12 protein-coding genes are annotated in these 11,616 nt (G+C 70.9%); all 12 read right to left on the bottom strand.

Annotation, left to right across the window (positions count from 1 at the left end):
- Positions 1-30: 30 nt before the first annotated feature.
- The 12 genes from ACZZZN_RS01835 to ACZZZN_RS01780 are packed head-to-tail and all read right to left on the bottom strand — an operon-like array spanning position 31 to position 11,556.
- Positions 31-432, bottom strand: a complete 402-nt coding sequence (locus tag ACZZZN_RS01835; protein ID WP_463503540.1) for a VOC family protein — start codon at positions 430-432, stop codon at positions 31-33.
- A gap of 31 nt (positions 433-463) precedes the next feature.
- A complete protein-coding gene (locus tag ACZZZN_RS01830; protein ID WP_463503539.1) occupies positions 464-1,843 on the bottom strand; it encodes an AMP-binding protein in 1,380 nt (459 codons plus the stop codon).
- Positions 1,844-1,853: 10 nt separating this feature from the next.
- Positions 1,854-2,462 carry a phosphohydrolase gene (locus ACZZZN_RS01825; RefSeq protein ID WP_463503538.1) on the bottom strand — a complete coding sequence of 203 codons (609 nt, stop codon included), beginning with the start codon at positions 2,460-2,462 and terminating at the stop codon, positions 1,854-1,856.
- Positions 2,455-4,347, bottom strand: a complete 1,893-nt coding sequence (locus ACZZZN_RS01820; RefSeq protein WP_463503537.1) for a VWA domain-containing protein — start codon at positions 4,345-4,347, stop codon at positions 2,455-2,457. Before ACZZZN_RS01820 ends, ACZZZN_RS01825 begins: the two co-directional genes overlap by 8 nt.
- Positions 4,344-5,018: a potassium transporter Kef gene (locus tag ACZZZN_RS01815; protein WP_463503536.1), complete on the bottom strand. Its 675-nt coding sequence runs from the start codon at positions 5,016-5,018 to the stop codon at positions 4,344-4,346. The genes ACZZZN_RS01820 and ACZZZN_RS01815 overlap by 4 nt, the downstream gene beginning before the upstream one ends.
- On the bottom strand, positions 5,015-6,601 hold the full coding sequence (locus tag ACZZZN_RS01810; RefSeq protein ID WP_463503535.1) for an AAA family ATPase: 1,587 nt from the start codon (positions 6,599-6,601) through the stop codon (positions 5,015-5,017). The genes ACZZZN_RS01815 and ACZZZN_RS01810 overlap by 4 nt, the downstream gene beginning before the upstream one ends.
- Positions 6,602-6,605: 4 nt before the next feature.
- Complete coding sequence (locus ACZZZN_RS01805) at positions 6,606-7,685, bottom strand: AAA family ATPase (RefSeq protein ID WP_463503534.1); 1,080 nt, start codon at positions 7,683-7,685, stop codon at positions 6,606-6,608.
- Positions 7,682-8,293: a nicotinamide riboside transporter PnuC gene (gene pnuC, locus ACZZZN_RS01800; RefSeq protein ID WP_463503533.1), complete on the bottom strand. Its 612-nt coding sequence runs from the start codon at positions 8,291-8,293 to the stop codon at positions 7,682-7,684. The genes ACZZZN_RS01805 and pnuC overlap by 4 nt, the downstream gene beginning before the upstream one ends.
- An 8-nt stretch (positions 8,294-8,301) precedes the next feature.
- Positions 8,302-9,435, bottom strand: coding sequence for a UDP-N-acetylmuramate dehydrogenase (locus ACZZZN_RS01795; RefSeq protein WP_463506527.1), 1,134 nt, complete (start codon positions 9,433-9,435; stop codon positions 8,302-8,304).
- A 14-nt stretch (positions 9,436-9,449) separates the two neighbouring features.
- Positions 9,450-9,848, bottom strand: a complete 399-nt coding sequence (locus ACZZZN_RS01790) for a MaoC/PaaZ C-terminal domain-containing protein (RefSeq protein ID WP_463503532.1) — start codon at positions 9,846-9,848, stop codon at positions 9,450-9,452.
- Positions 9,848-10,315, bottom strand: a complete 468-nt coding sequence (locus ACZZZN_RS01785) for an FAS1-like dehydratase domain-containing protein (RefSeq protein ID WP_463503531.1) — start codon at positions 10,313-10,315, stop codon at positions 9,848-9,850. The genes ACZZZN_RS01790 and ACZZZN_RS01785 overlap by 1 nt, the downstream gene beginning before the upstream one ends.
- A 38-nt stretch (positions 10,316-10,353) precedes the next feature.
- Complete coding sequence (locus ACZZZN_RS01780) at positions 10,354-11,556, bottom strand: glycerate kinase family protein (RefSeq protein WP_463503530.1); 1,203 nt, start codon at positions 11,554-11,556, stop codon at positions 10,354-10,356.
- Positions 11,557-11,616: the final 60 nt, after the last annotated feature.

The following is an 11,616-nucleotide window of genomic DNA, read 5'->3' as shown; positions in this document are numbered from 1 at the left end:
GGCCTCGCTCACCGACCGAAACGATGCGGCTCAGTCCTCGTCGTGAAAGCCGATGAGCCAGCGGATGCCGTAGCGGTCGATCACCGTTCCGTCGTAGTCGCCCCAGGGGCGCTTCTGCAGGGCGTCGATCACGCGACCGCCCGTCGACAGCTGGTCGAACCAGCTCGTCAGGGTGGTGGCATCCGCTGTGCCGAGCAGCGACAGGAACATGCCGCTCATCTGCACGGCGTCGTCATCGGCCCCGGCGTCTGCTCCCGCGAGCTCGACCGCTCCCGAGAGCTGCCCGTGAGCGATCGCATCACCGGGGCCGTCATGACGGCCGGCGGTGGCGTAGTCGAGGGTCTCCAGCTCACCGCCGAAGACGGCCCGGTAGTGGTCGAGCGCCTCCGCGGCGTTGCCGGGGAAAAGCAGGTAGGGGATCAATCCGCTCATCTCGCGAGTGTACGACGCTCGAGTGCACCTGTCAGTCGGGCACCGCACTGCGGTATCGCCGCGGCTTGCCCTCGCCCAGCTCGATCACCCGGTCGACGCGCCGCAGCTCCACAGGTTCGCCGAGCAGGGCTGTGAGCGCGGTGTGCGCTCCGACGGCGTCTCCGCCGGCGATGACGGCGCGCACCCGCCCATCGGTGCCCTGTTCGACCGACCATCCCTCGGCACCGTGCGACTGCAACTGCTGCGTGAGTTCGACGCAGGGCACGAGCATGCCGTTCGTCGCGCGGAAGCGTGTGTTCTCACGCCCCTCGAGGTCTGCGATGCCGACGCCGCCACCCTCGAGAGCCACGAGGCGCCCGTGGTCGCCGGTGCGATAGCGCACGAGCGGAAGCAGCGGATTCTCCCCCGCGGTCACGACGATCTCGCCCATCTCACCGTCGGCGACGGCGACGTCACTGTGCGGATCGAGCACTTCGATCTGCACCCGGCGATCGAGCACCCGGAACGGCCCGTCATCAGCGCGCACCGCGATCGGCCGCGTCTCATGCAGGCCGTACACGTCGAACACCGGACAGGCGAAGGTCCTCTCGAGGCGCGCCCGCAGCGGACCCGACAGCGCCATCGCTCCCGAGAAGATCACCTGCGGATGCAGCACCGCGTCGAGTCCGGCATCGAGCAGTTCCGCAAGGCTGGTGGGGTGTCCGCTGAGCATCCGCGGATCGGCTCCGGCGAGGAACCGGTGGCGAGCGTCTGGGGCCGGCCACGCCGACGGATGCAGATTGAGCCGCGCCATCGCTCGCTGGTCGAAGCTCGAGATGACCGAGACGTAGGTGAAGGCCTGGCGCTGGAAGACGAGGTTGGCCACGGCCATCCGCTCCCCTGCGGCCTCGACGGACACGCCCGCGGATGCTGCGAGCGAGACGAGCAGGTGGAAGCCGCGCGCCACCTCCTCGACGTCGTCGGGGATCAGCAGCGCGGCGCCGGTCGAGCCCGAGCTGGTGCCGTGCAGCATGCGCGAGAGATCGGCGTCCAGGGGCACGAAGGCTGCCAGGTCGTCGACGAGGTCGCGACGCGAGACCGTGGGGAAGTCTGCGAGCACAGCGTCGACCGGCATGCCGCGGTACCGCAGCGTGCGGCGGGCGGCATCGAGGTGCCCGGCGATCCACCCGTCGGTGGAGAGCGGATGCCGCACCCGATCAGCCTGCTCCGCCGTGAGCCGGTCACCGGTGGCGTGCGTCCACTGCGGCGCATCGGGGTGGTGTCGCCACCGGGCCAGGCGAGCAGCTCCCCCAGCATCGAGGGTGGGCCAGCGCTCGTCATCCGTCAGCACCGCGGCCTCGCCGGGAGCGTACTCGGCGAGCGCGAGGCCGCCGAGCAGGTCGGGATCGTTCGGGGAGATCGGGTCGCTCATCCGCGGGCCATCACTCGCTGGAATAGCGCGCCGCCGCTTCTTTGCGGCGTGCCTCGTCGAGCTTGCGGGCGATCTCGGCGCGGTGCCGATGCCCCTCGTAGGCGTCGGCGAGCGCGCGATCGCGCGCCAGCGAATCGCAGGCGGCGAGGAGCGAGGCGGCCGTCGCGGCATCCTCCCCGGCCGGCAGGTACCCGCACCAGAGCAGGAAGGTGCGGGCCGCCTCGATGCGGCGCTCGTCGTCGGAGGTCCATGCCGTGGGGTCGGCGACGGGTGCCACTCGCAGCGCCAGCGCGTCGACCGCGAGGGCCGGCCGACCGTGGGCGAGCGCGGGCACGAGGGGTTCGATGACGCCTTCGCTCGCCACGAGCCAGAGCGCGATGCCTGCTCCGCGACGCACCCGAGGGTCGTCGGCGAATCGTTCGGCGATGATCTGCTGGCCGACGATGTCGCCGGCGAGGGCGCGCAGCGACACCCGTTCGTCGAGGAACTCCTGCGGCACGCGCGAGAGGCGTGCGGCGACGGACTCCAGCGTCGGGCCGGGCCTGACCCGCGCCCAGGCCTCGGGCTCTCCGCCCGACCGTTCGCTCCAGGCGGCGAGCAGGGCCTCGGTGTCAGCCATGCAGAGTCTCCGCCAGTGTCGCGCACGCCGCCGGGGCATCGGCCATCGTCTGCAGGTAGACCACGTCGTAGCCGTCGCGCTCGGCGAGCTGCGCCACCTGACGACGAGGATCCATGAGCACGAGCGTACCCGTCGTCAGCACCTCGCGAACCGCGCGGGCGACCCCTGCGTAGGGCTCGTTGCCCACCCCGAACATCGACACGAGACCGTCGTCGGAGAGCACGACCACGTGCCGCTGGGTGTCGTCGCCGGCCGCCCGGAGGCCGCGATAGCGCCCGGCGTAGAGGTCGAGCGGGAACGACGTCGACCGGCCGAAGAACAGGGCGATCGCTGCGATGATCTCGCCGGGGTCGCGACCGAACCTCGGCATCCCGGCCACCTCGCCGGTTCCCGAGAAGCTCGTGACCCGCACGCGCCCGCCGCCACGCAGGATCGACAGCGCGAGGATGGTGCCGGCCAGCACCGCGGGCGATCCCTGGCGTGGGTGGGTCATCGACCCGGACGAGTCGATGTAGAGGTCGAGTTCGAGACTCGTCTCGCGCTCGAGCGGTTCGTCGTCGAGCTCCGACCGGCGCCGGGTGGTGACGCCGGGGATCACCGCCCCCGAGCGCATCGTGACCGGCCAGTCGATGTCGCCGAGGGCATCGCCGACCTCCCACAGCTCGAGTGGACCCGGGATGCCTCCTGACGGCGTCGACGGCGCCGGCCTCGTGTAGGGCCGCACCCAGGCGGCGGCCTCGGTGCGGTACCAGGCGGCGAGCACCGCATCCTCGCCGCTGTCGCGGTACAGCTGCAGCGTGCGTGCGATCGTGAGTCGCTGTCCTTCGCTCTTCTGGGCCTCGCCCTCGGGATCGGGCGCTTCGGCGCGGTCGGCGACGGTGCCCGGATGCCGCGGCAGATCGCCGCGCAGACGCTGATCCGCGAGCAGGCGACCCAGCTCCGCGGCCGTGGCCGGGCGGTCATCGACCCCGCACCCGACCGGTGGTTCGCGGGGCCCCGCGCCCGCGGCATCCTGCTCGGCGAGGTAGGGAGCGGCGATCACGCCGAACAGGGCGGCACCAGACACCGGATCGGTGCCGAACGTGCGCACCGCGTCGGCGACGAGTGCCGCATCGACCGGCGGATTCGTGGCGGTCGCGCCCGCGAGCTCGGCGGCGATGCGCGCGCGCTCGGCGCTCGCCTCTCGCAGGAGCCGCTCCTTCTCGCGATGCCTCTCGGGAATCTCGCTCAGCGGCGTCATCCGCTGAGCGACGCTCCTCGCGATCGGCCGATCCGGAGGCTGCGGCGCGCACAGCGTGCCCTGCGGCAGTTGCCACAGCAGCTCGTATGCACGGCAGTAGACCCACCAGAGACGGTCGGTGGTGTCGGCGGGCGCGGGATAGAGGGCCTGCCCGAGCCTGACGATGCCGAGGTCACGGGTCGCAACGGACGCCCCGCCGGCCTCGGCGCGCTGCAGCTGCGCGAGACGCGTGTTCACGAGCAGATCGCTCCACATGTTGCCGAGACGTCGCGCGCCGTCATCGGCGGCGCGACGCGCCGACACCGCCGTGATCGCCCTGGCCATCTGATGATCGATCTTCAGTGCGTCGATACGGGTGCTCGGCGCGAGCACGTGATGGCCGATCTCGTGCGCGAACATGCTCCACAGCTCGTCTGCGAGCCCCCGCTCGGCGAGATAGTGCGGGTCGACCGTCACCGAGGGCGGAAAGCTGAACCACGCCGGGGCCCCGTGACGGGCGGCCGCACCGGGACGCAGCCGCGGGTCGTCGAGGCGCACGCGCCACAGCGCGAGCGCTCGCTCCCAGGCATCCCTGGCCACGCCGCTGAGCGGCAGCGGCAGAGGCTCGTCCGGACGCTCGGGCGGATGCTTCGCATCGGCCGTCACGCCGTCTCCCGCACATGCACCCACGCGAGGTGCGTGTCGGCGCCGATCACCACGGTCACGGCGTCGTCGACCGGGGCCGAGAAGTCGGGTTCGTCGGCGAGCAGTGCCAGCCGCGAGCCCCAGGCGTCGGCGTCGAGACGCCACCAGGAACCGGCGACGAGAAAGGCGAAGGCGCCCGACTCGGCGAGGTGCTCGACGCGTTCCGGTGGGCGGATCCAGGCGCCGCCGATGCCGCGGAATCCCCCGGTGGCGAGCACGTACCCGCGCTGATCGGCGCGGCCGGGCCACCAAAACCGGTCGCTCTGCTGGCGGCGCACGAAGACCTCGAGGTGATCGATTCCGATGCCGAGAGCGGCGGCCGCCGCCACTCGCGACTCGGCCGTCGACAGCGCGGCGAGCCTGTTCAGCGCGTCGGTGCGAAGACCGAGCACGCCGGCGCGCCATCCGGCGATCGAGACCAGTGCGAGCGCTCGGTCGCGATCAGCGAGGGATGCCGGGTCCGCCGCGACCCCCGCGGCGAGCGCCCGCGCGAACAGCTCGGCATCGCCGTGCGCCTGCACCACGGATGCCGAGGCGAGCGCCGCATCAAGTCCCACCGACGCGAGATCCGGGAGCCTCGCCGGGGCGAAGGGCGCCGGCGCGTTCGCGAGCTGCACGGGCACGCGATTCACCCGCGCAGCTCCTGCCAGCGTACGTAGGCGGTGTACCGCTGATGCAGATACTTCAGGGCGATCACGTCGTCGAAGTCGCGGCCGTAGAGCTTGCCGACCGTGGCGATGCGGCGCAGCTGCGCCTCGACCGCCGTGATGCGACGTGAGGCCTCGAGCGACGAGACCCCATCGAGCCCGCGATCGAACTCGTCGAGGAGGGCAGCCACCTCGTCATCGGCATCGCGGCCGAGAGAGTCGTACTGCCGGCACGACTGCGCGAACAGGTCGGCCAGCCAGCTGACGGTGTCGGTGCTGAGCTCACGTTCCGCGCCCACGTCGAACCGCGGATGCGTCGCGTTGGGCAGCAGCTTGCCCCGCAGCACGAACGGCAGCACCGCGGCGACGTCGTCGAGCTCGACGGCATCCGCCCCTCGGAACCAGGCCATCGCCTTGGCGTAGACGATGAGCGTCTGCAGCGCCCGCACCGACAGCCCGTTGCGGGTCTGAGCCCCGAGGTCGACATCGAGATCCGCTCCGCTGTTGGCCTCGATGACCTCGCCGACGCGGCCGCCCGCGGTCGTCACCACATCCTTCGTGCGGTACTCGAACCGGCGACCACCGTGCTGCACGAACTCGAAGTGGCTGAGGAAGAACCGCAGGCGGTCGCGCACGGCATCCGGGATCGGCACCGCCCGGATGGACGCACGCATCTCCGACCGCTGCGATGCGTCGAACGCGAGCTCAGAAGGCAGATGCTCTTCGGGCTTCTCCCCCGCCTCGACCCGCGTGATCAGCTCGTCGAAGAAGCGGCTGTTGAATCCGGCCGCCTGCACCGTGACGTCCATGCGATCGCGCAGCGCCTGGATGACCGGGAAGGTTCCGCCGCCGGCGTCGTCGTTCGCCGTGAAGAACCAGCTCTCCACTCCCCCGTCCGGCGCGGTGCGGCGCATCTGGTCGTGGCTCTCGACGTATCCCTCGGCCACCATCGTCAACAGCGCCGACTGCGTCTTGGTGGGGATGCGATTGTATTCGTCGATGATCTTCACCGGCAGGCCGAGCCAGTCCCGCCAGGCGATGCGGATGTCGGAGAGCTGCTCGGCGCCGACGAGATCGCGGGGCAGCGGGATGCCGACGAGATCGCTGACGGTCAGCTGCGGCTGCCCCTGCTGCACGGCACGCCGCACGTCGTCGGATGCCGTGCCCGCGAGCACCCCCATCAGCACCGCCACGGTGGTCTTGCCTCGGCCGGGGCCGCCGATCAGCAGACACTTGCCGCCCACCGCGAAGGTGAGCAGCGGCACGAGCACGTTCGACGAGAACGACGGCTGCGTGGGCAGCGAGACCGTGGCGCCGGCGTCGCCCAGCTCGATCGAGAGCGGCTCGCCGTGCGAGAACTCCATGTCGTAGTAGGGCGAGATGACGGCACGGTTCACGATCCAGTAGTAGACCTGACGGAGCTTCTCATCGAGCGGCGCGGCGCTCTGCTCGACGGGCCGGAACAGGTCTTCGGCGGTCAGGTCGTGCACGCCGAGACCGGTGCCCGGGTTCGTGGGCGAGGCCGACACTCTGTTCCAGCGGTCCGGCAGGTTCCAGCGGTCTGGCATGCGATCATCCTAACGACGGGGTCTCGGCGTCCTTCTGCAGCGCACGCTGCTCGTCCAACGGTCGCGCCTCGAGCGGCACGGCGAAGCGAAGATGGTCGGCCACGAGGGGTGCGAGAGCGGATGCCGCGGCGTCGACCCGCTCGCGCACACCTCCGCGCACCTCGATCCAAGGCACCGGCTGGGCGGCGAGCACGTCACGGAACCGCTGCTGCATGCCATGGCGGATGTGCTCGCCGTCGCGCATGCCGTCCTGCTCGAACGGGATCTCTTCGCCGGTGAGCACGTACAGCAGCGGTCGGTGCGCGTCGGCGGCGTCGAAGAGGCGCCGGGCTGTCGACCCGACGTAGCGCTCGTGCCACAGGGCGGTCGCCAGCACATCGGTGTCGCACACGAGGATGGGCAGCGGCACCTCGCGGAGCGCGCGCTGCTCGAGAGCGATCTGCCGGTCGACGATGAGGTCGAACTCGGGGCTCTGCCAGGGTGCGGTCAACCCGCCTTCGCGGATCTCCGAGTGCTCACGCCCGTACTCCGGCACCCACAGGGTGCCGAGCCTGTCGGCGAGCGCCGCGGCGAGGGTCGTCGAGCCGGTGGACTCGGCGCCGAGCACCACGACGCGGGCGGTGAGCCAGGCGCGCACGGCAGACGAGAGCTCATGCCAGTGACCGGCCACGTCGGCGCGGATGGCGGTGCCCGAGATCGGATTGATGCGCCGGCCTTCGTCGATGCGCACCCAGCGGGCGTCGAGACGTCGCGCGAGCTCGCCGCCATAGGTGTCGCAGGAGAACACGGTGTCGACGGGAGCATCGAGCAGAGACTCGATGACGGCCATGTGCTCGTCCCAGGCCGACTCGGACTCGAAGTCGACAGGGGCGTCGTCCATCGCCGCCACCACGCGCACACCGGGGTGCGCCTCGCGGATCCAGTCAGCACGCACGTCGAGCGGGATCGACTCGACCGAGGCGCCCAGCACCTGCACGGTGACGCGGTCGCTGCGGCGCTGCGCTTCCCGGATCAGATGCGAATGCCCGCTGTGGAAGGGGTAGAACTTGCCGAGGACGAGCCCGTGACCGTACCGCTCGCTCATGCGGATGCGGTCGCCGCGTGCGGCGCTCCGGCGCGCTCCTCGGTCGCCGCCCGTCGCCACGACCGGTAGCCGATCACGCACAGGCCGATGAAGAGCAGGTACAGCGCGGCGATGACCCAGAGGCCGGCCGCGATCGACAGGCCGACGAACGCGATGTCGACGCAGATCCAGACGAACCAGTTCTCGATCCACTTGCGGTTCAGCATGTACTGCGCCACGAGGCTCGCGGCGGTCGTCGCCGCATCCGCGATCGCGACCTGCGAGTCCGTGAAGGTCGTGAGCACCCAGACGAGCACGAGGGTGCCGACGACTGCGGCAAGGGCGAGCCACGGCCATGCCCGGCTCGGCGTGCGGGCGACGTAGGTGCGGCTCTGCTCGGCGCCGCGGGTCCACCGCCACCACCCGTGCAGGCCCATGAGCAGGTAGACGATCTGCAGCGCCGACGAGGCGTAGAGGCCCGCGCCGATGAAGACGACGAACAGCACGACGTTGTTGGCGATGCCGATCGGGTAGTTCCAGACGTTGCGCCGACCGGCGAGCCACACGCACACGGCACCGGTGACGAAACCGAGCACCTGAGGCCATTCGGCCTGGAGCCAGTCGAGCACGACGCGGCCTACAGCTCGACGCCGAGCAGCACCGGCTCCGGCTGCAGCACCAGACCGAACTCGGCGTGCACCCTGCTCTGGATGAAGCGTGCGAGCTCTGAGACCTCGGCAGCGGTCGCGCCGCCCCGGTTGGTGAGTGCGAGCGCGTGCTTGGTCGACACCGAGGCACGCGAACGCGGCAGCTTGAACCCCTTGCTGATGCCGGCGTGCTCGATCAGCCAGGCGGCGCTCACCTTGACGTCGGGCACCTCGACGGCCTTCGACGTCGGTACGAGACCGTCATAGGAAGCGAGCGGGATGACGGTCACGGTGTCGAGGTCGGGTGCCACCGGCCACCGCGGGCATTCGGGAGGCAGGGCACGCGCGACGCCGTCCGGCACGATGGCGTTCTGGAAGAACGAGCCCACGCTGTGGGTGTCGGCATCGTTGTCATCGAGCAGCATCCCCTTGGACGCACGGGTGGCGAGGATGCGCTCGCGCACCCAGGTCAGCGGCACAGGTGCGTCGGAGTCGAGAGCGAGCGCGCGACGCAGCTGCTCGCCGCGCACGATGCGCTCACCGGCGACGAGCAGATCGACCGTGACGGAGAGGATCACGGCACGGCGCTTGGGGACGCTGCCGTAATGGTGCTTCAACACCGACGTGCGGAATCCGAGTCCCAGGTCGGATGCCGCGACGACCGACACCTCGTGCGTGGCCTCGTCGATGAGCTCGACCTCGACCAGGGTCTCCTGGATCTCCTGCCCGTAGGCGCCGATGTTCTGCACGGGCGATGCGCCGACGGTGCCCGGGATGCCGCTCATGGCCTCGAGACCCGCGTAGCCGTGCTCGACCGCGTAGGCGACCAGGTCGTCCCAGCCGTGCCCGGCCTGCACACGCAGTCGGATGCGACCCGCGTGCGGCGACGGGAGCTCCTCGATTCCACGGGTGAGGATCCGGATGACGGTGCCCTCGAAGGTCTCATCGCCGACGAACAGGTTCGACCCGCCACCGAGCACGAGCCAGTCGTCGCCGCGGCCCCAGACCTCGCGCAGGGCGGCGACGAGCTCATCGGTCGTCGTGGCCTCGAGCATCCGCTCGGGTGCGGCCCCGGTGCGCAGGGTCGTCAGAGCGGAGAGCGGCAGCGGCTCGATCTCGTGCAGCACGTGGTCGCCCATCAGGCGGCGATGCGCAGCTGCGCCTTGACGAGCACCGTCGTCTCGCCGAACGTGACCTTGAGGTCGACACGCGTGGCCGTGTCGTCGACGGAGCCCACCGTCGCCACCACATGCAGGTCGGCGCCGGTCTCGGGATGCACCACGACGGGCTTGGTGAAGCGCACGCCGTAATCGACGATTCGCGTGCCCGGCTCGAGGGCTGCGACGACCACCGACGAGGCGATGCCCATCGTGAGCATGCCGTGCGCAAGAACGCCGGGAAGACCCACGGCGGCGGCGACGTCGTCGCGGTAGTGGATCGGGTTGAAGTCACCGGAGGCGCCCGCGTAACGGACCAGCGACTCGCGGGTGAGGTGGACGGTGCGCTCGGCGATCACGTCTCCGACGGCGTACGGCATCACGCGGCTCCCTCTTCTGCGCTCTCTTCAGCACCGACCAGCAGCACGCTGGTGGCCGTGACGACGTGCTCACCCGCAGCATCCGTGATCTGGGCTTCGCTCGTGATCATGGCGTTGCCGCCCATCATGCGGATTCCGGTGACGCGCAGCTGACCCGTGAGCTCATCGCCGGCCACGATCGGGCGGGAGTACGAGAACTTCTGCTCGGCGTGGATCGTGCGCGCGAGCACGATGCCCGAGTCGGGTTCGGCGAGCAGCTGCTGCAGCGTGTGGTCTTGGATCACCATCGCGAAGGTCGGCGGCGCCACGACATCGGCGAAGCCGGCCGCGCGAGCGGCCTCGACATCGGTGTGCTGCGGAGCATCGGCGAAGACGGCGCGCGCGAACTCGCGCACCTTCTCACGGCCGACGAGATACGGGGGCGTCGGCGGGAACTCCCGGCCGATCAGATCTTGGTTCACTGCCACCCCTCGATCCTACCGAGGGGTGGCAGTGGACCAGGCCCTCAGGCGGCTCGCGCCGACATGGCGGAGCCGAGCAGGACCATGCGCATGCAGCGCTCCGCCGCGTCGCGCAGCAGCGCTTCGCCGTGCACCACCGCCTGTTCCAAAGGCATCGGCACAGTGATGATCGAGGCGATGGCGTCGATCCCGATGTCGTGCACCGTCGGCGCCCCCTGTCCCAGCGATCCCGCGATCCCGAGCACCGGCACCCCGGCGACCCGCGCGCGCATGGCGATCTCCGCGGGCACCTTGCCGCGCGGTGTCTGGAAGTCGATCGCGCCCTCTGCGGTGATGACGAGATCGGCCACTGCCATCAGCTCGTCGAGTTCATTGGGCAGCAGGCCGCTGTCGAGCAGCACCTCGAAGCGCGGGGCCAGGCGGGCGCCGAGCACGGCCGCGAGTCCGGCCCCGAGACCGCCGGATGCGCCGGTGCCGCCCCCCGTGCGCACATCCATGGTCGAGCCGTGCGGGCTCTGCTCCTCGAGCAGCCCCGCCCACGCATCGAACGCGCCGGCCAGATGCTCGACCTGCTCGGGGGTCGCCCCCTTCTGCGGGCCGAATACCCGGGCGACGCCCCGCGGGCCGCACAGCACGTTGTGGATGTTGCAGGCGAGGATGATCTCGACCTCGCCGATGCGCGGGTGTAGACCGTCGAGGTCGAGGCGCACCGCCTCCGAGAGGTGGCGACCCCCTGCCGCGATCTGCGCACCGTCGGCGTCCAGTATGCGCGCGCCGAGAGCCTCGAGAGCGCCCGCTCCCCCGTCGCTCGTGCCGGAGTCTCCACATCCGACCACGATGCGCTCGGCACCGTCGTCGAGCGCCGCGGCGATGAGCTCGCCGACGCCTCGGGTGGTCGTCTCGCCGGGGTCTCGACGATCGCGGGGCACGAGGCGCAGACCCGCGGCGGATGCCATCTCGACGACAGCCGTGCCTCTCGCGTGTCCGCCGAGGCGCGCCCAGTGCGCAGAGACCGGGTCTCCGACCGGCCCCGTGACGGTGAGCGGCACGAGGTCTCCGCCCGTCGCCGCGGCGAGCGCCGCAGCCGTGCCCTCGCCGCCGTCGGGAACCGGGAACTCGTCGACCTGCACGCCGGGGATGACCCGTCGCACACCGGAAGCGATCGCCTGTGCGACGACCTCGGCGCTCAGGCTCTCCTTGAAGCCGCTCGGTGCGATCAGGATGCGCTGCGGGATGTGGATGGACATGGGTTTCCTCCTTCTGCGCCCCTCGGGGCGGCTTCGCCCTTTCGGGCACGACGATCACCG

This window comes from Microbacterium sp. AC145 (assembly GCF_979258505.1).
This window is presented reverse-complemented; position numbering and strand designations above follow the sequence as displayed.